General features: G+C 69.3%; 14 protein-coding genes and 1 pseudogene. 4 read left to right on the forward strand and 11 right to left on the reverse strand.

Annotated features, from left to right (window positions below; genetic code table 11):
* Nucleotides 1-18: 18 nt before the first annotated feature.
* Together BFF76_RS04555 and BFF76_RS04560 are read right to left on the reverse strand one after the other, a co-directional pair.
* The gene (locus tag BFF76_RS04555; protein ID WP_053931274.1) at nucleotides 19-894 is read right to left on the reverse strand and encodes an acyl-CoA thioesterase; all 876 of its coding nucleotides are present in this window, start codon (nucleotides 892-894) and stop codon (nucleotides 19-21) included.
* A 34-nt stretch (nucleotides 895-928) separates the two neighbouring features.
* Complete coding sequence (locus tag BFF76_RS04560; protein WP_031094033.1) at nucleotides 929-3442, reverse strand: DEAD/DEAH box helicase; 2514 nt, start codon at nucleotides 3440-3442, stop codon at nucleotides 929-931.
* A 156-nt stretch (nucleotides 3443-3598) separates the two neighbouring features.
* Here BFF76_RS04560 and BFF76_RS04565 point away from each other — a divergent pair, with 156 nt between their 5' ends.
* Complete coding sequence (locus tag BFF76_RS04565; protein ID WP_078850609.1) at nucleotides 3599-4390, forward strand: metal-dependent hydrolase; 792 nt, start codon at nucleotides 3599-3601, stop codon at nucleotides 4388-4390.
* Between the two features lie 56 nt (nucleotides 4391-4446).
* Nucleotides 4447-5982 carry an ATP-dependent DNA ligase gene (locus tag BFF76_RS04570; protein WP_031094029.1) on the forward strand — a complete coding sequence of 512 codons (1536 nt, stop codon included), beginning with the start codon at nucleotides 4447-4449 and terminating at the stop codon, nucleotides 5980-5982.
* A 39-nt stretch (nucleotides 5983-6021) separates the two neighbouring features.
* Here the strand turns inward: BFF76_RS04570 and BFF76_RS04575 are convergent, their stop codons facing one another.
* The 5 genes from BFF76_RS04575 to BFF76_RS04595 all read right to left on the reverse strand — a co-directional run bounded on the left by BFF76_RS04575 (nucleotide 6022) and on the right by BFF76_RS04595 (nucleotide 14844).
* Nucleotides 6022-7383, reverse strand: a complete 1362-nt coding sequence (locus BFF76_RS04575) for an NAD(P)/FAD-dependent oxidoreductase (protein ID WP_031094027.1) — start codon at nucleotides 7381-7383, stop codon at nucleotides 6022-6024.
* Between the two features lie 255 nt (nucleotides 7384-7638).
* The gene (locus tag BFF76_RS04580) at nucleotides 7639-9420 is read right to left on the reverse strand and encodes an ABC transporter ATP-binding protein (RefSeq protein ID WP_053931240.1); all 1782 of its coding nucleotides are present in this window, start codon (nucleotides 9418-9420) and stop codon (nucleotides 7639-7641) included.
* Nucleotides 9417-11279, reverse strand: coding sequence for an ABC transporter transmembrane domain-containing protein (locus BFF76_RS04585; RefSeq protein ID WP_065847283.1), 1863 nt, complete (start codon nucleotides 11277-11279; stop codon nucleotides 9417-9419). Before BFF76_RS04585 ends, BFF76_RS04580 begins: the two co-directional genes overlap by 4 nt.
* A 121-nt stretch (nucleotides 11280-11400) precedes the next feature.
* Complete coding sequence (locus BFF76_RS04590; RefSeq protein ID WP_065847284.1) at nucleotides 11401-14349, reverse strand: FAD-binding and (Fe-S)-binding domain-containing protein; 2949 nt, start codon at nucleotides 14347-14349, stop codon at nucleotides 11401-11403.
* Between the two features lie 48 nt (nucleotides 14350-14397).
* Nucleotides 14398-14844, reverse strand: coding sequence for a MarR family winged helix-turn-helix transcriptional regulator (locus tag BFF76_RS04595; protein WP_031094017.1), 447 nt, complete (start codon nucleotides 14842-14844; stop codon nucleotides 14398-14400).
* Nucleotides 14845-15036: 192 nt separating this feature from the next.
* Here BFF76_RS04595 and BFF76_RS04600 point away from each other — a divergent pair, with 192 nt between their 5' ends.
* Complete coding sequence (locus BFF76_RS04600; RefSeq protein WP_031094015.1) at nucleotides 15037-16842, forward strand: ABC transporter ATP-binding protein; 1806 nt, start codon at nucleotides 15037-15039, stop codon at nucleotides 16840-16842.
* 244 nt (nucleotides 16843-17086) lie between these two features.
* Here the strand turns inward: BFF76_RS04600 and BFF76_RS04605 are convergent, their stop codons facing one another.
* Nucleotides 17087-18169, reverse strand: coding sequence for an FAD-dependent oxidoreductase (locus BFF76_RS04605; RefSeq protein WP_065847286.1), 1083 nt, complete (start codon nucleotides 18167-18169; stop codon nucleotides 17087-17089).
* Between the two features lie 73 nt (nucleotides 18170-18242).
* Here BFF76_RS04605 and BFF76_RS30930 point away from each other — a divergent pair.
* Nucleotides 18243-18635: pseudogene (locus tag BFF76_RS30930) on the forward strand (secondary thiamine-phosphate synthase enzyme YjbQ); the annotation flags it as partial.
* A 171-nt stretch (nucleotides 18636-18806) separates the two neighbouring features.
* On the opposite strand, the gene BFF76_RS30935 reads toward BFF76_RS30930, so the two are convergent.
* The 3 genes from BFF76_RS30935 to BFF76_RS04625 form a co-directional block, all read right to left on the reverse strand.
* On the reverse strand, nucleotides 18807-20288 hold the full coding sequence (locus tag BFF76_RS30935) for a UvrD-helicase domain-containing protein (protein ID WP_167359468.1): 1482 nt from the start codon (nucleotides 20286-20288) through the stop codon (nucleotides 18807-18809).
* Nucleotides 20281-22548: an ATP-dependent nuclease gene (locus BFF76_RS04620; RefSeq protein WP_079122307.1), complete on the reverse strand. Its 2268-nt coding sequence runs from the start codon at nucleotides 22546-22548 to the stop codon at nucleotides 20281-20283. The genes BFF76_RS30935 and BFF76_RS04620 overlap by 8 nt, the downstream gene beginning before the upstream one ends.
* Before the next feature lie 362 nt (nucleotides 22549-22910).
* Nucleotides 22911-23357, reverse strand: coding sequence for a hypothetical protein (locus tag BFF76_RS04625; RefSeq protein WP_065847294.1), 447 nt, complete (start codon nucleotides 23355-23357; stop codon nucleotides 22911-22913).
* Nucleotides 23358-23370: the final 13 nt, after the last annotated feature.

Below are 23370 nucleotides of genomic sequence, written 5' to 3' on the forward strand. Positions count from 1 at the left end.
CCGGGGCGGGCCGGCGCCCTACGCGCCGTCGAGGCGCCGGAAGAGCCCCTCCTGGACCACGGACACCAGCAACTGCCCCTGGCGGTCGTAGATCCGCCCCCTGGCCAGCCCACGGCCACCCGTGGCGATCGGCGACTCCTGGTCGTACAGGAACCACTCGTCGGCCCGGAACGGCCGGTGGAACCACATGGCGTGGTCCAGCGAAGCCATGTCGAAGCCCCTCGGCCCCCACAGCGGCTCCACCGGGATCCGTACCGCGTCCAGCAGCGTCATGTCGCTCGCGTACGTCAGCGCGCAGGTGTGCACGAGCGGGTCGTCGCCCAGCGGGCCGACCGCGCGCATCCACACCGCGCTGCGCGGGTCCGCGTCCTTGATCTCCTCCTGCGTCCAGCGCAGCCGGTCGACGTAGCGGATGTCGAAGGGCTGGCGCCGCGCCATCCGCTCCAGCGCCTCCGGCAGGCCGCCCAGATGCTCGCGCACCTCGTCGGCGACCGTCGGCAGCTCGTCCGGATCGGGCACGACGCGGGCGGGCGGCAGCTGGTGCTCGAAGCCGGCCTCCTCAGGGCGGTGGAAGGACGCCGTCAGGTTGAAGATCGTCCGGCCCTGCTGCACGGCCGTGACCCGGCGCGTGGTGAACGACCTGCCGTCCCGCACCCGCTCCACGTCGTACACGATCGGCACGCCCGGGCGGCCCGGACGCAGGAAATAGGCGTGCAGCGAGTGCACCGGACGGTCCCCGTCCGTGGTGCGGCCGGCCGCGACCAGCGCCTGGCCCGCGACCTGACCGCCGAAGACCCGCTGCAGGGACTCCTCGGGGCTCCGGCCGCGGAAGATGTTGACCTCGATCCGCTCCAGGTCGAGCAGGTCGACCAGGCTGTCGGCGGGGTTCGTCATGCGGTTCTTCTCCACTCTCCCGGCCGGCGCGCCGTCACAGCTGGCCCACGGCCGTGACCCGGACGATCGCCCGGCCCTCCTCGTCGGAGGCCGCGAGATCGACCTCCGCACGAATTCCCCAATCGTGGTCCCCGGCAGGGTCGGCGAAGGCCTGCCACACCCGCCAGAGACCGTGCTCGGGGTCCTCGTCGATCTTCAGCAGCTTCGGGCCGCGCGCGTCCGGGCCGGTGCCCAGCTCCTCGTGCGCGTCCCAGTAGTCGTCCATCGCCTCACCCCACGCGTCCTCGTCCCAGCCCGCGTCGGCGTCCAGCTCACCCAGGTCACGGACCCGGTCCAGAGCCGCCAGCTCCACCCGGCGGAACATCGCGTTGCGTACCAGCACCCGGAAGGCGCGGGCGTTGGCCGTGACCGGCTTGACCTCGTCGGCCCGCTCCTGCGCCTGCTCGGCGGTCTCCACATCCGGGTTGGCCAGCTGCTCCCACTCGTCCAGCAGACTGGAGTCCACCTGACGCACCATCTCGCCGAGCCAGGCGATCAGATCCTCGAGGTCCTCGGACTTCAGGTCGTCGGGGATGGTGTGCTCGAGGGCCTTGTAGGCGCTCGCCAGATACCGAAGGACGATGCCCTCGGTGCGGGCCAGCTCGTAGTTCGAGGTGAACTCCGTGAAGGTCATGGCGCGCTCGTACATGTCCCGGATCACCGACTTGGGCGACACCGGGTGGTCGCTGACCCACGGGTGGCTCGTGCGGTACACGTCGTAGGCGTGCCAGAGCAGTTCGCTCAGCGGCTTCGGATACGTGACCTCCTGGAGCCGCTCCATCCGCTCCTCGTACTCGACGCCGTCCGCCTTCATCTGCCCGACGGCCTCGCCCCGCGCCTTGTTCTGCTGGGCGGCCAGGATCTGCCGCGGGTCGTCGAGCGTCGACTCGACGACGGAGACCATGTCCAGCGCGTACGACGGGGATTCGGCGTCCAGCAGGTCGAAGGCGGCCAGCGCGAACGTGGACAGTGGCTGGTTGAGCGCGAAGTTCTGCTGGAGATCGACGGTGAGCCGTACGATCCGGCCCTCGGCGTCCGGCGTGTCGAGCTGCTCCACCACACCCCCGTCGAGCAGCGAGCGGTAGATCGCGATGGCCCGCCGGATGTGCCGCAGCTGGGCACGGCGCGGCTCGTGGTTGTCCTCGAGCAGATGGCGCATGGCCTCGAAGGCGTTGCCGGGCCGGGCGATGACCGAGAGCAGCATCGTGTGCGTCACCCGGAAGCGCGAGGTCAGCGGTTCCGGGTCCGAGGTGATCAGCTTGTCGAAGGTGGTCTCCGACCAGGCGACGAAACCCTCCGGGGCCTTCTTGCGGACCACCTTGCGCTTCTTCTTGGGGTCGTCGCCCGCCTTCTTGACGGCCTTCTCGTTCTCGATGACGTGCTCGGGCGCCTGCGCGACGACGAAGCCCGCCGTGTCGAACCCGGCCCGGCCGGCGCGGCCCGCGATCTGGTGGAACTCGCGGGCGCGCAGCGTGCGCACACGGGTGCCGTCGTACTTGGTGAGGGCGGTGAACAGCACCGTACGGATGGGCACGTTGACCCCGACGCCCAGCGTGTCCGTGCCGCAGATGACCTTCAGCAGGCCCGCCTGCGCGAGCTTCTCCACGAGCCGGCGGTACTTGGGCAGCATGCCCGCGTGGTGCACCCCGATCCCGTGCCGTACGTAGCGGGAGAGGTTCTGCCCGAACTTGGTGGTGAAGCGGAAGCTGCCGATCAGGTCGGCGATCTTCTCCTTCTCCTCCTTGGTGCACATGTTGATGCTCATCAGCGACTGCGCCCGCTCCACCGCCGCGGCCTGCGTGAAGTGCACGATGTACACAGGCGACTGCCTGGTGTCGAGCAGTTCGGTGAGCGTCTCGGTGATCGGCGTCAGCCGGTACTCGTAGCCGAGCGGGACCGGCCGCGTCGCCGAGCGCACCACGGACGTGGGGCGGCCGGTGCGGCGGGTCAGGTCCTCCTCGAACATCTTGACGTCACCGAGGGTCGCCGACATCAGGACGAACTGGGCTTGGGGCAGCTCCAGGATCGGGATCTGCCAGGCCCAGCCGCGGTCCTGCTCCGCGTAGAAGTGGAACTCGTCCATCACGACCTGGCCGATGTCGGCGTACTTGCCGTCACGCAGCGCGATCGAGGCGAGCACCTCGGCGGTGCAGCAGATGACCGGGGCGTCGGCGTTGACCGAGGCGTCGCCGGTCAGCATGCCGACGTTCTCCGTGCCGAAGAGCTTGCACAGGTCGAAGAACTTCTCGGAGACCAGCGCCTTGATCGGCGCGGTGTAGAACGTGACCTTGTCCTGCGCCAGCGCGGTGAAGTGCGCGCCCGCCGCCACCAGGCTCTTCCCGGAGCCCGTGGGGGTGGAAAGGATCAGGTTCGCCCCGGAGACCACCTCGATCAGTGCCTCCTCCTGAGCCGGGTAGAGGGTGATGCCCTGCGATTCGGTCCATGACGAGAAGGACTCGAAGAGGGCGTCCGGGTCGGAGGTCGGGGGGAGCTGATCGATAAGGGTCACGCCCCCATCTTGCCTCTCTCCTGCCCGGATGAGGGAACCGGAGGACCCCGTGAAGATCACGGACGATACGCTTCCCACTCAACTCGGCCGCCGCGCAAAGGCCATGGCGGCCCGGCCCGGACGCACGGCCGAATCACGATGGGGGCGGAAACAGCCATGATGGGACCGGCACACTCACTGTCAGGAGCAGCGGCCTGGCTGGGGGTGGGTGCCGCGGCCGCGGCTGCGGGCCACACGATGCCCTGGCCCGTCCTGGTGGTGGGGGCCCTGATCACCGCGGGCGCCGCGCTCGCCCCGGACCTCGACCACAAGTCGGCCACGATCTCGCGTGCCTTCGGCCCGGTCTCCAAGGGTGTCTGCGAAATCGTCGACAAGCTCTCCTACGCCGTCTACAAGGCGACCAAGGGAGCCGGGGACCCGCGCAGGACCGGGGGCCACCGCACCCTCACCCACACCTGGCTGTGGGCGGTGCTGATCGGTGCGGGCTGCTCCGTGGCGGCGGTCACCGGGGGCCGGTGGGCGGTCCTGGCCATCCTCTTCGTCCACCTCGTCCTCGCCGTCGAGGGGCTGCTGTGGCGGGCGGCCCGCGTCTCCAGCGACGTCCTGGTCTGGCTCCTCGGCGCGACCAGCGCATGGATCCTGGCGGGCGTACTGGACCAGCCGGGGAACGGATCCGACTGGCTGTTCACCTCGCCCGGTCAGGAGTACATGTGGCTCGGACTGCCCATCGTCCTCGGAGCCCTCGTCCACGACATCGGCGACGCGCTCACCGTCTCGGGCTGCCCGATCCTGTGGCCCATACCCCTGGGCCGCAAGCGCTGGTACCCGCTCGGCCCGCCGAAGTTCATGCGTTTCCGGGCGGGCAGCTGGGTCGAGATGAAGGTGCTGATGCCCGCCTTCATGGTCCTGGGGGGAGTCGGTGCCGCTGCTGCCCTCAACGTCATCTGACGGCCCCAGGGCCCTGCCAGGGGGCGGCGGGCCCGTGACCGTAGCACCATGACTGCATGTTGCTCGCCCGGCTCGCCCACGTGTCCCTGGAGGTCGCCGCGACGTCGGCCCGGACCCGGAAGACCGCCCTGCTGGCCGGGCTCTTCCGGGATGCCGGGCCAGACGACGTGCCGGTCGTCATCCCCTATCTCGCCGGCCGCCTCCCTCAGGGACGGCTCGGGATCGGATGGAGCATCCTGCGCGTTCCGGTGACGCCTGCCGACGAACCCACGCTGACCGTGGTGGGGACGAACGCGGAGCTGACGGAGATCGGCGCCCTCGCCGGCCCGGGTTCGCAGTCCGCCCGCAAGGAGCGTCTGGTGCGGCTGCTGGGTGCCGCCACCGCTGACGAACAGTACTTTCTGCGCGGACTGCTCACCGGAGAGGTACGCCAGGGAGCGCTGGACGCCGTCGCCGTCGACGCCCTGGCCGACGCCGCCGGAGCACCGCGCGCGGAGGTGCGGCGCGCCGTCATGCTCGCCGGTTCGCTGGGGCCCGTCGCCCGTACGCTGCTCGCGGAGGGCCCCGGTGCCCTCGCGTCCTTCCGGCTCACCGTCGGCCGCCCGGTCCAGCCCATGCTCGCCCACACCGCCCGCTCGGTCACCGAGGCGATCGACCGGCTGGGGCCCTGTGTCGTCGAGGAGAAGCTGGACGGCATCCGCGTCCAGGTGCACCGGGACGGGCCGCAGGTGCGCGTCTACACCCGCGCGCTCGACGACATCACCGACCGGCTCCCCGAACTCGCCGAGGCGGTGGCCGGCTTTCACACCGACCGGTTCATTCTCGACGGCGAGGTGATCGCGCTCGGGGCCGACGGGAGGCCCAGGCCGTTCCAGGAGACCGCCGGCCGGGTGGGATCCCGGCGTGACGTCGCCACCGCGGCGGGTGCCGTCCCCGTGGTCCCCGTCTTCTTCGACGTGCTGTCCGTGGACGGACGTGACCTCCTCGACCTCTCCCTCGCCGAGCGCCACCGGGACCTGGCCGCGCTGGTCCCCGAGGAGATGCGCGTACGGCGCTTCGCCGTCGAGTACCCCGCCGACGAGTCGCGGCGCGCGGCCGCGGTGGCGTTCTCCGAGGACACACTGGCCCGCGGGCACGAGGGCGTGGTCGTCAAGGGCACGGCGGCGCCCTACATCGCGGGCCGGCGCGGCGCCACCTGGCTGAAGGTGAAGCCCGTCCACACCCTGGACCTGGTCGTGCTGGCCGCCGAATGGGGCCATGGCAGACGCACCGGGAAGCTCTCGAACCTGCATCTGGGGGCGCGACGGGAGGACGGCACGTTCGCGATGCTGGGCAAGACCTTCAAAGGGCTCACCGACACCATGCTCCTGTGGCAGACCGGACGCCTCCGGGAGCTGGCCACAGCCGACGACGGACACGTGGTGACGGTGCGTCCGGAACTCGTCGTCGAGATCGCCTACGACGGGCTCCAGAAGTCGACCCGCTATCCGGCGGGCGTGACGCTGCGGTTCGCCCGTGTCCTGCGCTACCGGGAGGACAAGCGGGCCCAGGACGCGGACACCGTCGACACGGTCCTCTCGCGCCGGACATGACCCCGGCCCGCCTCGCGTGCGGGGGCCGGGGCGGGCGGCTCAGCCGTGGGCGGAGGCACCGGCGGTGTGCGCGCGGATCTCCTCGGGCGTGAGGTAGGCGTCGGTGTACTCGAAGTCGCGGAGGGTGGCCGGCTTACGGGCCTGGAAGCCCGTGCGCACGAAGTCGTCACCGGCGATCGCGTTGAGCAGCCAGTTGGTCATCACCCGGGTCTTGGCGACGTTCGTCCGCAGCGCCGACCAGTGGTAGCCGCGCGCCGCGGCCTGGGCGGGCATGCCCCGCAGCTCGATCCCGAGCGGCTTGGACACGGCGTCCCGGCCTCCGAGGTCCACGACCAGGCCGAGGTCCTTGTGGACGTACGGCTGCAGCGGACGGCCGCGCAGTGAAGCGATGATGTTGTCCGCCAGCTTGCGGCCCTGACGCATGGCGTGCTGAGCGGTGGGCGGGCAGATCGCCCCGTCGCCCTTGGCCAGGTCCGGCACCGCCGCCGCGTCACCCAGCGCGAACACACCGTCGACGCCCGGAAGGCTCATCTCCGGTGTCACGGCGAGCCGGCCGCGCACCGTCTCCGCTTCGAGGGTCGCGACGAGAGGACTCGCGGCGACACCCGCGGTCCAGATCAGCGTGCGGCAGGGCAGTACCCGGCCGTCGGTGAAGGTCACCTTGTCCGGGGCCGCCTCGGCCACGGAGACACCGAGCGAGACCTCGATGCCGCGCTTGCGCAGGATCTCGAGGGCGCTGAGACCGAGCTTGTCACCGAGCTCGGGCATGAGCTTGGGCGCGATGTCGATCAGGTGCCACTTGATCAGCTTGGGGTCCAGCCTGGGGTAGTGCTTGACGGCGTTGCTGGTGAGCAGCTGCAGACACGCGGCCGTCTCCGTACCGGCGTACCCGCCGCCCACCACCACGAACTGCAGCCGCGACGCCCGCTCCTGCTCGTCGTGACTGGCGTCGGCCAGATCGAGCTGGGAGATGACGTGGTCCCGGATGTAGGCGGCTTCGGCCAGGGTCTTCATGCCCCGGGCGTTGTCGACGAGCCCCGGGATGTCGAAGGTCCTGGTGACACTGCCGGCGGCCAGCACGATGTAGTCGTACGGCTCGTTCACGATCTCGTCCGTGATCTTGCGGACCACACAGACCTTCGCCTTGGTGTCCACTCCGATCGCCCCGCCGGGCACGATCCGGGTCCGGTGGCGCCTGCTGCGCCGCAGGGAGACGGCGACCGACTGGGGGGTGAGCACCCCGGAGGCGACCTGCGGAAGCAACGGCAGGTAGAGCTGGTACGAGAACGGGGTGACGAGCGCGATGTCCGCCTCGCCGGGCGCGAGGCTGCGCTCCAGCCGGCGCACGCACTCGACCCCGGCAAAGCCGGCGCCGACAACGAGAATCCTGGGTCGTGCCACGGTGTGCGTCCCTTCTCGGGTTTACGCGGTCATCGCTCGCCTGCCCCGTATCCGGAGCCAGTCACTCCCTCATCCTTACCGGAGGGGACGGAGTTCGCCTCTTGTGCGGCGGGGCGGTGACATGCCTCGGGGCTTCGCGCATGCCGACGCCAGCGACCCGCGGGGTGCACCCGCGGGACGGCGGGTGCACCCCGCGTCCGGGAGCTCGGCGGCGGACGGTCCGCGCCTGGCGGGAGCGAACCGGCCGCCCGGGGCTCAGCCGTGCCAGGAGCGCCACAGCGCCGCGTACGCGCCGTCCGCCGCCACCAACTCGTCGTGGCTGCCCAGTTCGCTGATCCGGCCGTCCTCGACGACCGCGATCACATCAGCGTCGTGCGCGGTGTGCAGCCGGTGCGCGATCGCCACGACCGTGCGGCCGTCCAGCACCCGTGCCAGCGAGCGCTCCAGATGACGGGCGGCCCGAGGGTCGAGCAGCGAGGTCGCCTCGTCCAGCACCAGCGTGTGCGGGTCCGCCAGGACGAGACGCGCCAGGGCGATCTGCTGCGCCTGCGCCGGGGTGAGGGCCAGGCCGCCCGAGCCGACCTCCGCGTCCAGCCCCTTTTCCAGGGCCTTCGCCCAGCCGTCCGCGTCCACCGCGGCGAGCGAGGCCCACAGCTCCGCGTCCTCGGCGTCCGTGCGGGCGAGCAGGAGGTTGTCCCGGAGAGAGCCGACGAACACGTGGTGCTCCTGGTTGACGAGAGCCACATGGCTCCGCACCCGCTCCGCCGTCATCCGGGACAGTTCGGCGCCCCCCAGCGACACCGAACCGGCCCGGGGAGCGTAGATCCCCGCCAGCAGCCTTCCCAGCGTGGACTTGCCCGCGCCGGACGGGCCGACCAGTGCCAGCCGTGTGCCGGGAGCGACGTCCAGCGACACCTTGTGCAGGACGTCGACGCCCGCGCGGTAGCCGAAGCGCACCTCCTCGGCCCTCACCTCCCGGCCGTCGGGCCCGACGAGGTCGTCCCCGGCGTCGGGCTCGATCTCCCGTACGCCGACGAGCCTGGCCAACGACACCTGGGCGACCTGCAGCTCGTCGTACCAGCGCAGGATCAGGCCGATCGGGTCCACCATCATCTGCGCCAGCAGCGCCCCGGTCGTCAGCTGCCCGACGGTGATCCAGTCCTCCATCACGAACCAGCCGCCGAGCATCAGCACCGCGCCGAGAATCGTCACGTAGGTGGTGTTGATGACCGGGAACAGCACCGAGCGCAGGAACAGGGTGTACCGCTCCCAGGCCGTCCACTCCGCCACCCGCCGGTCCGACAGCGCGACCCTGCGGGCCCCCAGCCGGTGCGACTCGACGGTCCGTCCGGCGTCCACGGTCTCGGCGAGCACAGCCGCGACCGCCGCGTACCCGGCGGCCTCCGAACGGTACGCGGAGGGCGCCCGCCGGAAGTACCAGCGGCAGCCGGTGACCAGCACCGGAAGCGCGATCAGCACGGCCAGGGCAAGCGGCGGGGCGGTGACGGTCAGAGCACCGAGCAGCAGCCCGGCCCAGACCACACCGATCGCCAGCTGCGGCACGGCCTCACGCATCGCGTTGGCCAGCCGGTCGATGTCCGTCGTGATCCTGGACAGCAGATCCCCGGTACCGGCCCGCTCCAGGACACCGGGCGGCAGCCCCACCGACCGTACGAGGAAGTCCTCGCGCAGGTCGGCGAGCATCTCCTCGCCGAGCATGGCCCCGCGCAGCCGCATCGTCCGCGTGAAGACGGTCTGCACGATCAGCGCCACGGCGAACACGGCGGCTGTGCGCTCCAGATGGAGGTCGGTCACCCCGTTGGAGAGGTCCTCGACGAGCCCGCCCAGCAGATAGGGCCCGGTGATCGACGCGATCACCGCGACCGCGTTGACCGCGATGAGCACCGCGAAGGCCTTGCGATGACGCCTCAGCAGAGCGCTCACGTACGTGCGTACGGTCGTCGGCGTCCCGACCGGCAGGGTCGTCGCCGACTCCGGTGCGGCCGGGTCGTACTCCGGTGGTGCCAGGCCGATCATGCTGTCTCCTCGATTTCCTCGACCGCCCGGGCCGGCTGAAGGCCGTCGACCGCGGTGAGCCCGTCCCCTGCTGCCGCTGCCGCTGCGGCTGTCTCGTCCTCGGTCTCGCGGGTCACGACCATCCGGTAACGCGGTTCGTCCCGCAGCAGTTCGCGGTGCGTGCCCGCCGCCACGACCGTGCCCCCGTGCAGGAGCACCACACGGTCGGCTACGTCCAGCAGCAGCGGGGACGAGGCGAACGCAACCGTCGTACGGCCCCGGCGCAGCTGTTCGATGCCGGCGGCGACCCTGGCCTCCGTGTGCGAGTCCACGGCGGACGTCGGCTCGTCGAGGACGAGCGCCTCCGGGTCGGTGACCAGCGAACGGGCCAGTGCGAGCCGCTGCCGCTGACCGCCGGACAGGGACCTGCCGCGCTCGGTGATCCGGGTGTTCATCGGATCGCCGTCGGTCTCGGCCGACGCCTGGGCCAGCGCGTCCAGCACATCACCGCACCGCGCGGCGGCGAGCGCGTCACCGGCCGTCACGACCCCCGAGGACGGGACGTCCAGCAGCTCCCGCAGCGTCCCCGAGAGCAGTACCGGGTCCTTGTCCTGCACCAGCACCGCGGCCCGTGCCGAATCGAGCGGCAGCTCGTCCAGCGGCACACCGCCGAGCAGCACCGAGGGCAGGGGGCCGGACGCGTCGTCCGGCAGGGACTCCTCATCGGGCTCGGCGTGACCGCCGAGCCGTTCCGCGAGCCTCCCCGCTTCGTCGGGATCGCCGCAGACCACGGCGGTGAACAGGCCCTGCGGCGCCATCAGTCCGGTCACCGGGTCGTACAGGTCCCCGCGGGGCGTCACAGCATCCTCCGTCGGAGGGCGGGTGGTGCGACGCAGGGACAGAACCCGGACGGCGCGCTGCGCCGACGGGCGTGAGAAGGAGTACGCCATGGCGATCTCCTCCACGTTGCGCAGCGGGAACAGCATCAGGGTCGCCGCGCTGTACACGGTGACCAGCTGGCCGACTTCGATGCGGCCGTCCCGGGCCAGCGTCGCGCCGTACCAGACCAGTGAGATCAGCAGAACTCCCGGCAGGAACACCTGGATCGCCGAGATGACCGCCCACATCCGGGCGCTGCGCACTGCGGCCTCGCGGACCTCCTGGGACGCACGCCGGTAGCGTCCGAGGAACAGCTCCTCGCCGCCGATGCCGCGCAGCACCCGCAGCCCCGCGACCGTGTCCGAGGCCAGCTCCGTCGCCCGGCCCGCCTTCTCGCGCTGCAGATCCGCCCGGCGGGTGGCCCGGGGGAGGAGCGGCAGGACGGCCAGCGCCAGGACCGGGGTGGCGACGGCGACCAGCACTCCGAGCGACGGCAGATAGAGGACCAGCCCGACGCAGATCAGTACGAGCGCGGTCGCGGCTGCGGCGAAACGCGACAGCGCCTCGACGAACCAGCCGATCTTCTCGACGTCTCCCGTACTCACCGCGACCACTTCTCCGGCCGCCACCCTCCGCGTCAGCGCCGAGCCCAGCTCGGCCGTCCTGCGCGCCAGCAGCTGCTGCACCCGGGCGGCGGCGGTGATCCAGTTCGTGACCGCCGTCCGGTGGAGCATGGTGTCGCCCAGGGCGACGAAGACGCCGAGGACGAACAGGAGGACTCCGGCCACCGCGAGATCCCGGCCGGAGCGGTCGATGACGGCCTGTACGGCCAGACCCACGGCGAGCGGGATGCCCGCGATCGCACAGTGATGGAGCAGTCCCCAGCAGAGGGACTTGAGCTGGCCGGCGAGCTGGCTTCGCCCGAGCCAGAACAGGAAACGGGGGCCCGACCGTACATCGGGACCGCCGGGATCCGAGTACGGAAGATCGCGAATCTGCATGACGTCCCAAGGAATCGGAAGCGGAGATCCGTGGTGGATCCGGTGGAACAGTGGGGGGACCAAACCGTGCAAGGTTCGCTTCCTGACCCCCTCGGGGGCAACCGATTATTCTCGCGGCCTCTCAGGGCCACAGGACTGGACGGGTCGCCCGTTCGAGCTCGATGAGCGCCGAGTGGTAGCGGTGGCCGGTCGCCCGGTCCATCCCGATCTCGCACATCCGGTTGGCCGACAGGTAGGCGTCGTAGTGCCGGGTGTTGACCTCCGCCGCCTCCTTGGCGGTCGCCGAGTCGGTGAGTTCCTTGTGCAGCATGCCGCGGTCGCCCGCGAATCCGCAGCAGCCGGCGTCGTCAGGCACGACCACCTCCTCGGCGCATGCCTCGGCCAGTGTGCGCAGATGTGCCACATCACCCAGATGCTCCATCGAGCAGGTGGGATGCAGGACGGCCGACCCCGTCCGGCGGAACACCGTCAGATGGGGGAGCAGTTCGTCGGCGGCCCAGACGAGCGAGTCGACGAAGGTCAGTTCCCTGTGCAGCGCCCTGTTGTCCTCGGTGAGGTACGGCACCACCTCGTGCGCCAGGCCCAGCGTGCACGACGACGCGTCGACGACCAGCGGCAGCGAGCCGCCACCGGTCCAGCCCCAGGCGGCCTCCACGATGCGGTTGGCCATGACCGCGTTGGCGACGTCGTACCCCTTGGAGTGCCAGATCGTCGCGCAGCAGGTCCCGCCGACGTCCTCGGGAATCCATACCGGCCTGGCGGCCCGCGCGGACAAGGAGACGACGGCCTCTGCCAGCGACAGCGCACCCTCGTCCTCGGGGCCCGCGAAGATGCGGTTCACGCAGGCCGGGTAGTACACGGCTCTCGCCCCCGCCCGTGAGGTGGGCGGCAGGGCACGGGGGGCGGCGCCGGGGATCTCGGGCAGCCATTCCGGAAACAGATCCGGCCGAACGGCCTTGCGGGCGAGTCGGGTCACGGCCCCGAGCAGCCGGTCGCCGGCGTGGCGGGTGATGACGTCGGCCACACCGAGGGCGACCCGCGCCGAGGCCTCGACGACCTTGAAGTGCTGCGCGGTGAGAGCCGCGATCCGCTCCTCACGCGGGGAGTGCCGGTGATGGCGGAAGTCCCTCATCATCGCGCCGGTGTCGATGCCGACCGGACAGGCGAGCTTGCACGTGGAGTCGCCCGCACAGGTGTCCACCGCGTCGTAGCCGTAGGCGTCCAGCAGTCCGGCCTCCACCGGTGAGCCGCCCGGCTGCCGCATCATTTCCCGGCGCAGCACGATCCGTTGACGTGGTGTGGTGGTGAGGTCCTCACTGGGGCAGGTGGGCTCGCAGAAGCCGCACTCGATGCACGGGTCGGCGACCGGCTCGACCTTGGGGATCGTCTTGAGGCCACGCAGATGTGCCGTCGGATCCCGGTCCAGGACGATGCGGGGGGCCAGGACCCCGTCGGGGTCGATGGCCTGCTTCGTACGCCACATGAGCTCGGTCGCGACGGCGCCCCACTCCCGCTCCAGGAAGGGGGCGATGTTGCGGCCGGTCGCGTGCTCCGCCTTCAGCGATCCGTCGAAGCGGTCGACGACGAGCGTGCAGAACGCGTCCATGAAAGCGGCGTACCGGTCGACGTCGGCCGGTTTCGCGGCGTCGAAGGCGAGGAGGAAGTGCAGATTGCCGTGTGCCGCGTGACCCGCCACCGCGGCGTCGAAGCCATGGGCGGCCTGGAGGGTCAGCAACGCCTCACAGGCCTCCGAGAGCCGTGACGGCGGGACGGCGAAGTCCTCGGTGATCAGCGTCGTGCCCGCGGGGCGGGATCCGCCGACGGCGGTGACGAACGCCTTGCGTGCCTTCCAGTACCCGGAGACGGTGGCGGCGTCCCTGGTGAACTCATTGGTCACCGATGTGGTGGGCGCCACCAGCTCGAGATCCGCGACGACCGAGGCCGCCTCCCGCTCGCAGGCGGCCAGCGCGCTCTCGTCCGGGGCACGGAATTCCACCAGGAGAGCCGTCGTCCCCCGGGGGAGACCCGCCCAGTCGGAGGGGACGCCCTCGACCCTTACCGAGGCGCGCAGGGTGTTGCCGTCCATCAGCTCCACGGCGATCGCCCCCGCCCCGTTGAACCGCGGCACGGCCGCCGCTGCCGCCGTGAGCGAGGGGAAGAACAGCAGCGCGGAGGAGACGTGACGCTCCAGGGGCAGGGTGTCGAAGACGACCTCGGAGATGAAACCGAAGGTGCCCTCGGAGCCGACCATCAGGCCCCGCAGGATCTCCACGGGCGTCGATCCGTCGAGGAACGCGTCGAGGCGGTAGCCGTTGGTGTTCTTGATCTCGTACTTGGCCCGGATCCGGGCGGTGAGCCGCTCGTCGGCCTCGATCTCCGCCTTGAGCGCCAGCAGCTCGTCGCACAGACGCGGTTCCGCCCGGCGCAGGGCCCCGTCGGCGTCCGCCCCGCCCGTGTCGACCACCGTGCCGCTGGGCAGGACGAAGGTCAGTGAGGAGACCGTGCGGTACGAATTCCTCGTGGTCCCCGCGGTCATGCCGGAGGCGTTGTTCGCCACGACACCGCCGATGGTGCACGCGATGGCGCTGGCGGGATCGGGGCCCAGGATCCGGCCGTGCCGGGCGAGGGCGGCATTGGCCCGCATGACGGTGGTCCCGGGCCGGATCCTGGCCCGGGCACCGTCGTCCAGGACCTCGATGCCCGTCCAGTGCCGGCGTACGTCGACGAGGATGTCCTCGCCCTGTGCCTGGCCGTTCAGACTGGTGCCGGCTGCCCGGAAGACGACCCCGCGGCCGTTGCCGTGGGCGTAGGAGAGGATCGCCGAGATGTCGTCGAGGTCCTCGGGGACCAGCACGACCTGCGGCAGGAAGCGGTAGGGGCTGGCGTCGGAGGCGTACCGCACGAGGTCGGAGACCTTCCACAGGACCTTCTCCGGACCGAGCAGTGCGGTCAGGCCGGCCCGCAGTTCCGCCGGCGTCCCCGACGCTTTCCAGTCGGGCACCCGATCGGGGGACGGCGCACGCGCCGTACGAGGGCGCAGGGCATCCGGCTTCGGCTCCAGCAGCGGCATGTCAGGATCCCCTCGACGGCGCGCGGTGCGGTGGCCGCACCGCATGCCTCAGCAGCGGCGGCGCTCCGGCATCCCGTCGACCAGAGCGGTGAGCAGACCGCCGAGCACCTCACGCTGTTCCGCGGTCAATGGAGCCAGGATCTCCTCCGCGGCGGCCTTCCGCGCGTCGCGCATCGAACGGAGCACCGCCCGGCCCTCCTCGGTGATCTCGATACGGATCACCCGGCGGTTGGCCGGATCCGGGGCACGCCGCACCCTGCCGCTCGCCTCCAGGCCGTCGACCAGGGTGGTCACCGCCCGCGGGACGACGTCCAGGCGCTCGGCGAGATCGGCCATCCGGGGTGGACCGTCGTAGTGCGCGGTCGTGCGGAGCAGGCGGAACTGTGCCGGGGTGATGCCGATCGGCTCCAGCTGCCGGCTCTGGATGCGCTGGAGGCGGCGGGTGAGCCGCAGCAGCTGCTCGGCGAGCATGCCGTCGGAGTCGGGGGAGTCCATGAGGGAACAATATCAGGACCTGGTTCATTGTGAATAGAGGTAACAATGAGCTAGGCTCTCAAAGGTCGGCCCACCCGTCAGCTCTCGGGAGCTGCGCGCCGCCTGTGCCGACCCGGCCCGCTGTGCCGACCGTGCCCGCCGTCGCGAGCCCGGGCACCACACCTCTCCCGTCGCACGCTCTCGAAGGAGCCCATGAAACCCGACGAACCCACCTGGACACCTCCGGCCGCAGACGCCGGGCAGCCGCCCGCCGAGCTGCGCCGTATCTTCCGGCTCTTCCGTCCCTACCGCGGCCGACTCGCCGTCGTGGGGCTGCTGGTCGGCGCTTCCTCGCTGGTGTCCGTCGCCTCCCCGTTCCTGCTCCGCGAGATCCTGGACACCGCGATCCCCCAGGGGCGTACGGGACTGCTCACCCTGCTCGCGCTCGGCATGATTTTCACCGCCGTGATGACCAGTGTCTTCGGTGTCCTGCAGACCTTGATCTCCACCACGGTCGGCCAGCGCGTCATGCACGACCTGCGCACCGCCGTCTACACCCAGCTGCAGCGGATGCCGCTCGCCTTCTTCACCCGGACCCGTACGGGCGAGGTCCAGTCCCGCATCGCCAACGACATCGGCGGAATGCAGGCGACGGTCACCTCCACGGCGACCTCGCTGGTCTCCAACCTCACCGCCGTCATCGCCACGGTGGTCGCCATGCTCGCGCTGGACTGGCGGCTCACCGTCGTCTCGTTGCTCCTGCTGCCCGTCTTCGTCTGGATCAGCCGTCGCGTCGGCCGGGAGCGCAAGAAGATCACCACCCAGCGCCAGAAGCAGATGGCCGCGATGGCGGCCACGGTGACCGAGTCGCTCTCGGTCAGCGGCATCCTGCTCGGCCGGACCATGGGCCGCTCGGACTCCCTGACCAAGGCCTTCTCCGAGGAGTCGGAGCGCCTGGTCGACCTCGAAGTGCGCTCCAACATGGCAGGCCGCTGGAGGATGTCGACCATCGGGATCGTGATGGCCGCCATGCCCGCCGTCATCTACTGGGCAGCGGGCCTCACCCTCCAGTCCGGTGGCACAGCCGTCTCCATCGGCACGCTGGTCGCCTTCGTCTCGCTCCAGCAGGGACTGTTCCGCCCGGCGGTGAGCCTGCTCTCCACCGGTGTGCAGATGCAGACGTCCCTCGCCCTGTTCGCCCGCATCTTCGAGTACCTCGATCTCGAGGTGGACATCACCGAGCCCGAGAAGCCTGTCCGGCTGGACAAGATCCGGGGCGAGATCACCTTCGAGGACGTCACCTTCAGCTACGACGAGACGAGCGGGCCGACCTTGAGGGGCATCGACGTGGCCGTGCCCGCCGGGAACAGCCTGGCCGTGGTAGGCCCCACCGGATCGGGCAAGTCCACGCTCAGTTACCTGGTGCCGCGGCTGTACGACGTCACGGCGGGCCGGGTCACGATCGACGGGGTCGATGTGCGCGACCTCGACTTCGGCACTCTCGCCAGGGCGGTCGGCGTGGTCTCCCAGGAGACCTATCTCTTCCACGCCTCGGTCGCGGAGAACCTCCGCTTCGCCAAACCGGACGCCACCGACGAGGAGATCGAGGCCGCTGCCCGCACCGCGCAGATCCACGACCACATCGCCGGACTGCCCGACGGATACGACACCCTCGTCGGGGAACGCGGTTACCGGTTCTCGGGCGGCGAGAAGCAACGCCTGGCGATCGCCCGCACGATCCTCCGGGATCCGCCCGTGCTGATCCTCGACGAGGCGACCAGTGCTCTCGATACCCGTACGGAGCACGCCGTGCAGCAAGCCATCGACGCCCTGTCGAAGGGCCGCACAACTCTCACCATCGCGCACCGGCTCTCCACCGTCCGGGACGCGGACCAGATCGTCGTCCTGGACGACGGCCGTGCGGCTGAGCGCGGCACGCACGAGGAACTGCTCGCCCAGGACGGACGCTATGCCGCCCTGATCCGTCGTGATTCCCATCCGGCCCCGGCTGCCACCTGAGTCACAGGCCCGGCTGCGGAGCCGACCGGGTGCGGGCCGGCGGCCGCCCGTGCGACGTGGGAGCACTGCTCGGGGCATGCCTACGCCCCGGATGCGCAGAGCGGCCTCCCCTTCCACGTGCTTCCACGTGCTTCCGCGTGGCGGACAACGCCGATGGGACGCGAAGTTCCCCGACCACGGTCCGGAGGTCAAGAGGTCCTGAGGTCCTGAGGTCCTGAGGTCAAGAGGTCCTGAGGTGCAGCTGTCAGACCGGAACACCGACCCCGTCCAGCAACCGGTTGACCGAGCGGACCGCCGCCCGCCCTGCCCGGTTGGCGCCGATCGTGCTGGCGGACGGGCCGTACCCGACGAGATGGACGCGCGCGTCCCGCACCGCCCGGGTGTTCTCGACGCGGATGCCGCCGCCCGGCTCGCGGAGTTTCAGTGGTGCGAGGTGATCGACGGCTGCCCGGAAGCCGGTCGCCCAGAGGATCGTGTCCGCCTCGACCGTGCGGCCGTCCGACCAGGCCACACCCTCGGGGGTGATCCGCTCGAACATGGGGAGCCGGTCCAGGACCCCCTGCTCGCGTGCGTGCCGGACGGCGTCATTGAGTGGCAGCCCCGTCACGCTCACCACACTCTGCGGCGGGAGCCCGAGGCGTACGCGCTCCTCCACCATGGCCACAGCGGCCCGCCCCTGCTCCTCGCCGAACGGCCCCTCCCGGAACACCGGGGGGCGGCGCGTCACCCAGTACGTCTCCGCCGCCACCTCGGCGAGCTCCATCAGATGCTGTGTGCCCGACGCGCCCCCACCGACCACGACCACCCTCAGGCCCGCGAACTCCGCAGGCCCCGGGTAGTCCGCGGTGTGCAACTGCCGCCCCCTGAAGGTCTCCTGGCCCGGATAGCGAGGCCGGAACGGCCGGTCCCAGGTGCCGGTGGCGCTGATCAGTGCGCGCGTGGCGTACGTACCCTCGGAAGTCTCGACGAGCAGCCGGTTCCCCTCACCCTCGCGTACGGCGTTCACGTCGACCGGACGGTGCACCTGGAGACCGAACCGGCTCTCGTACGCGTCGAAATACGCGCCGATCACCTCGGACGAGGGGCTGCTGTCATCGGCGCCCGTCAGCTCCATGCCGGGCAGGGAGTGCATGCCGTGCACCTTGCCGTACGTGAGCGAGGGCCAGCGGAACTGCCAGGCGCCGCCGGGCCGGGGCGCGTGGTCCAGCACGACGAAGTCGCGGTCCGGCCGGAGACCGGCGCGCCGAAGGTGGTAGGCGGCGGACAGCCCCGCCTGGCCGGCGCCGATGACGACCACGTCCAGCTCACGCGTCCCGAAGTTGTTCACGGTTCTACCAACCTCGGCAGCGCCCCGGATCTTCCCGGCGCGCGATCCTCCCGGGCGACGAGAGAATGGAACGATGTCCGACAACTTCGCCACCCACCTGCTGAGCCTCACCACGGGACGGACCGAGACGGTCCTGGACCTGACCGAGCACTGCGAGCAGTTCCTCACCCGCGCCGCTCACGGCAAAGACGGCCTGCTCAACGTCTTCGTACCCCACGCCACCGCCGGAATCGCCATCCTGGAGACCGGTGCGGGCAGCGACGACGACCTCCTCGCCGCCCTGCAGACACTCCTCCCCGCCGATGACCGCTGGCGCCACCGGCACGGGAGCCCCGGCCACGGCCGCGACCATGTACTCCCGGCACTCGTACCACCACACGCCACCCTGCCGGTCATCGGCGGGAAGCTGGAGCTGGGGACTTGGCAGTCTGTCTGTCTGGTCGAGTCGAGGGTCAGCAACTTAGACAACTCTGGGGCAGCAGAGTCCCTGGCTGAGCTGAAGCCGTCGAACTGCACGCCAGCCGCTGCCGAGTGGGACCGCGGCACCGCCTGGAGCGTCGGCCGCCGCCCGGGAGGGATAGGTATCACGCTGTACGGAGACAATGCCTGCTGCCTGGTGTCTTTGTGTGAGTGCACCTTATGTGAGGGCAAGCGTGCCAAAGCGAGCACGCGTGAGTGCCACGTAGAGGGCGCGATGGTCGGCCTGCGCGGGGTCTAGGCCGAGCGCGAGGGCCGAGGCGTCTGCCTCGCTCAGCTTTATGGCTACCTTGTTCCACTCTCGCCCTTTGGACTGGTGGCAGGTCAGGCCAGGTACCAATTCGGCATCGCCAAGGCGGAGTTGCAGAAGAGCCAGTGCGCGGAGCGGCTTGCGCCCGTGCTGTTGCGCAGCGACCGCCGGAACGCAGTGGGCCAGACCGTCTATAAGGGTCTGCCACACCAGTGACGGCGGGATGGCGCTTTTGAGGTGAGTGATGGCCGTTTGCAGGTAGGGGTGGAGCGTTGTCGCTAGTGCCTCTTTCTCGATGTTGAGTGTGACCAGAGCATCGTGCAGGAATACCGCCTGTTGGCCGAGCGCGTTCTGAGTGATCTCATTGAGAAGCAGGGTGCATATTGCTTCCTGGACCTGACCCACGCCGGGCTTGATGGCGAGGGGCAGGACGCGAGGATCGGAGCCCCACAGAGTCTTCCATCTGTGTGCTAGGACTACATCGGCGTCGTGGGCAGAGCCAGGCGGCAGTGTCATGGGCATCCGCCGGCGCAGCCGCCGCATGAGCCATGCCTGCCTGTCGTTGCCCCACCGGAATGACTCGTCCAGGTGGTGTGGGGTGAAGCCGCTCTCGCTGATGTACTCCTTCATGGCGGCGGGACGTGCACCTCTGAACTGGTAGAGAGCTTGCCAGGGATCACCGACCAGTGTGAGGAAGCTACACCCCGACAAGGCAAGCGAGAACACGTCTCGGTCCAGGTCGTTAGCGTCGAATACTTCGTCCACCGTCAGTGAACGCACGTTGCACTCAAAGTAGGAGATCAGCGCCTGCCTCGCGGAGTTTCCCGTCAGTGCTCCTTGCAGAGCCTCCCTTACGTTGTCGTGAGTGCATCTGCCGTCAGAGACAGCTCGCTTGAAGTCCGTAGCTGAAGGATGGCTCGTGGACTGAGATTCGTTGACGGTTCTGACGACGACCTGACCTTTGTCGACCTGCAGTACGGGCCTTATACGGCCAGACTTCGTAGGGAGCGTGGTCCGCCAGGTGTCCAAGACCTCAAGTTCTGTGTGCCCCCCCGGCCAGTGCAGAACGCCGTAGTGGAGCAGATGGAAGAGAAGATCGCACAGTAGGGTGTCCAGGGTCACAATGCGATGCGGCCAGGTCACTGATGACGGGCCCCATTGCCGGATGACACGCGTTCGCAGTTCCTCGGTGGCTGACCTGGTGAAGCTGACTGCTACGACTGCCCGACGGTCGGTTGGAGCGGTAAAGCGGTGCAGGCCGAACCGCAGAGCTGACACGGTGGTCTTTCCGGAGCCGGGCGCTGCTTCGACGTAGACGCGGGGTTGCGGACTGTCACAAGCCGTGAGCTGCTGTGGTGTCAGGGTGCGAATTCCGTTGCTGCCGCTAGGCATTGCTTTGCCCTTGTGGCCACTGAACGGATGTCTGTGCCTCTTTTGGCCAGCTTCCCGGTCGGCGGCTTGCTGTGTAATCGTGCTGCATCGGGCGTGCGCGTGGAAGATCGTCCCAGGATGTGGCGTCGTCCGCATCGACTGATGCTGACACGGGCTCTCGCTCCTCGTCGCTGGGTTCCTGTTCCTGCCAGAACGCGGGATCGTCAAGCTCGTCGTCCCAACCAGGGTCGTCTGGCGAGTCGTCCCAGATGTTGTCCGGCGCGAGCCACGCGGGCGGTTCCATGGCGTACTCATCGGGCGTGAGGTCGGCAGTGGCAGTGTGTGGGGCAGCAGGGTAGAGAAAGTCGAAGAGCTTCTGGAGGTGGTCGGGTACGGAGACACGGGATGTGCTGTCGGCCGCTTCGCGATCGCTGTCGTTCGTTTCGCGGAGCAGGGCGGCAAGTGTCAGAGCGAACTCTGCCTTTCGCCGTGCGCCACGTCCTTCCTTGACAGCTTCCTCTCCGTCCTTGCCAGTCCTTCGGCTACCGAAGTAGGCGCGGACGCTGTCGGTGGTGACTTCGGCCAACGGGTGCTTAGGGTCCATCATTTGCTGGGCTTCTTCGATGAGGTCCTCGTTGCCGGGAGTGATCGCGGGCTCGAGGGTGGGGTGGCTGATGAAGGCTTGGACGACTGATGCGTCGTGCTCGATTACCCACTTGGGCGTATCGCGCGCTCTGTCGAAGGGGAGGTCGCTGTCGCTGTCACGGAGGATGGCAAGCTTCGTGCACAACTCTGCCCCTGGTGTCGCCAGGAGATGGGCGGCCCATTGACCTACTTTGGTGCCCATGGGGACGATGCTCAGGGCGTCTATGAAGGCTTGCTTCGCTTCGTCCTCTGCTGCCCAGGCTCGGCCGAATTCCCGCACGACAGCGCCTTCAGTCACCCCTTCGACCAGGAGTAGGCGTTCGGCGAAAAGTGCCGATGAACGGCTCGCGTCGAGATGCAGTCTGGCCATGCGCAGCGTGGCATCGCGATGCTGGGGTGGGAGGACGTCTTTGACGCAGCGGCTAACGCTTCCGTAGCTGGTGCGGCGCACGACGACGAGTTCCGCAGGGTCGCATGCGGTGATGATGTCGGTCGCGTGACTGGTAAGGATCACCTGCAGCTCGGGTCGCGATTTGACGGTCCTGCGCAGGTAACGCACCAGCGAGTGCTGTAGCTGGGGGTGGAGGTGTGCTTCGGGCTCCTCGATGATGACCGTCGCGTGAAAAGGGGCCGAGGAGAAAAAGGAGTCTTCCTCGGAAGCCGCTTCGGCTTGTGCCTGCGCCAGGTTCTCGAAGGCTTGCCTCACCTGCTCATCCGCTGAGGGGACCTCATCATCGCCGGTTCCTTCCGGCGGGTTCGGCGAAGAGAGGGGGACTTCGGTGGAGTCCGGTATTGCAGCCAACGTCACCGCAATATGTAGGAGGTTGACATACCCCAGCCCGGAGACCTCCAGGGGCCGGGCTGCGGAGCGGCCTTCGATGACAGCGAGCATGATTTCCAGGACGCGCGCGAGGTAGGTGTCGTCGATGACCTGGCCACGGACGTAGGGCCATTGTGGACTTACCCCCGCAGACAACCTGCCCAGGTGTTCTCCGATTCGAGCCTCTACGGCATCGATCAAGCTGTCCTTTGCAAGGTCCTCCAAGAGCCGAGAGGCGCGAGCCCGTAGAGCCACTAGGTTCCGGCTGCCGTGGAGTTCCTGCTGGCGCGCCCGTAGCAGCTCGACCAGGATGCGTACCTCGCGTCGGGCCAGTTCGTCCAGCGGATGACGCCAGGCGGGAAGGTAGATCAATTTGAAGCGGTCGTTCCGCTCAACTCCGCGGCTGTTGGCCAGGCGAGAGGTCACCGTCCCTAGTTGACGGTGAAGGGAAACACTCCAAGATTCGGCTTCTCCACCGAGGCGCCGGTGCCCCGTGGTGTGAATCTCGCGGCCAAGCCGACCCTCCGCAGCGAGGTCGTCCCCCAGCGCATAGGTGATGTCCACGCTGCGCTCCACGCCGGCATCAGGTGATGCCAGAACGGCCGAAGTCGGCCTCGGCAGCACGGGAAACCGGCTCCCTGGATGTGCGAGGTAGAGAGCGTCCGTGAGCGTCGTCTTGCCCGCACCGTTCGCACCGATCAGCACGCTGAATCTGCCGGGTAGGTCGCAGCTCATTGGAGTCTCTGCGCTCGCGCGCAGACCGCTCACCTTCACGCGGCTCAGATGCATGGCAGATCCCCCGATCGTCTTGATCACTCTGCGAACATCATTGCTCAATGATGGGCTGCGTGGGCACCTCTTTTGATCGCTGCGCTACCGGAGTCTCGTGGCGTCTTGCTCAGCCCATCGGCTATTGAGGTATGTGTGCCCCTTGCTCTTTCCTCCTGACGTCTCCCCGGCTGCTTGGCTGGCGTGGCGTTGGTGCGAGCTGCGCGCGGATGTCGGCACGGCTCCGGGTACGCAGCGTCGAGATAGGCAGTCGATACGGAGGCGGCAGCATGCGGCGAGGGGAGCGCCACGTGGGACGCCGGACCGTGGGCGTTTCTCCAACGAACCCCCGCTTGAGATAAAGGCCACTTGAGCCGATGGCCCGTAAGTGAGGCCGGTTCGTGCACATCTCAGTCTTGCACCGGGACACTGGTATCACGGACATGAAAGGTGAGCCCCGTGATCCGGCCTGACTGGATCACAGGGCCGTGCTGAACTCCACCGTTGACGTTGTTGTATACAAGTACCGGGCGGGCCACGGATGTGTTGACCAGCTGCCGGAGAGAGGTCAGCGCCTCATGCAGCTCGGCGCTGGTGACGGAGGCCGTCTGCAGAAGTCTGTACAGGTCGGTGTGCCATCGGTCCGTGATCTCACGGGTGGCTTGCGCGTCGCCGGCGTCGGCGGCAAGCAGCCTGGTCCGTGTGGCGTCAAGGTCGGCGATCATGGTGCCGCCTGCATCAGCACGCGAGAAGAGCCGTCCGACGACCGCACGCGCCTGTGTCCAGGAGTCGGTGACCATCAGTGAGACCAACGTGGTTGCTCCCGAGGCGGCAAGCGCGGCGAACTCGGTTTCCATTGCTTCTTCTCCT

Origin of the sequence: Streptomyces mutomycini, from assembly GCF_001700505.1 — a bacterium.
Taxonomy (GTDB): Bacteria; Actinomycetota; Actinomycetes; order Streptomycetales; family Streptomycetaceae; genus Streptomyces; species Streptomyces mutomycini.

What these genes read in the sequence shown, in the direction of transcription:
- BFF76_RS04555 (WP_053931274.1), bottom strand. Translation starts at nt 894, where the DNA reads ATGACGAACCCCGCCGACAGCCTGGTCGACCTGCTCGACCTGGAGCGG.
- BFF76_RS04565 (WP_078850609.1), top strand. Translation starts at nt 3,599, where the DNA reads ATGATGGGACCGGCACACTCACTGTCAGGAGCAGCGGCCTGGCTGGGG.
- BFF76_RS04570 (WP_031094029.1), top strand. Translation starts at nt 4,447, where the DNA reads ATGTTGCTCGCCCGGCTCGCCCACGTGTCCCTGGAGGTCGCCGCGACG.
- BFF76_RS04580 (WP_053931240.1), bottom strand. Translation starts at nt 9,420, where the DNA reads ATGATCGGCCTGGCACCACCGGAGTACGACCCGGCCGCACCGGAGTCG.
- BFF76_RS04585 (WP_065847283.1), bottom strand. Translation starts at nt 11,279, where the DNA reads ATGCAGATTCGCGATCTTCCGTACTCGGATCCCGGCGGTCCCGATGTA.
- BFF76_RS04590 (WP_065847284.1), bottom strand. Translation starts at nt 14,349, where the DNA reads ATGCCGCTGCTGGAGCCGAAGCCGGATGCCCTGCGCCCTCGTACGGCG.
- BFF76_RS04595 (WP_031094017.1), bottom strand. Translation starts at nt 14,844, where the DNA reads ATGGACTCCCCCGACTCCGACGGCATGCTCGCCGAGCAGCTGCTGCGG.
- BFF76_RS04600 (WP_031094015.1), top strand. Translation starts at nt 15,037, where the DNA reads ATGAAACCCGACGAACCCACCTGGACACCTCCGGCCGCAGACGCCGGG.
- BFF76_RS30935 (WP_167359468.1), bottom strand. Translation starts at nt 20,288, where the DNA reads ATGCCTAGCGGCAGCAACGGAATTCGCACCCTGACACCACAGCAGCTC.
- BFF76_RS04625 (WP_065847294.1), bottom strand. Translation starts at nt 23,357, where the DNA reads ATGGAAACCGAGTTCGCCGCGCTTGCCGCCTCGGGAGCAACCACGTTG.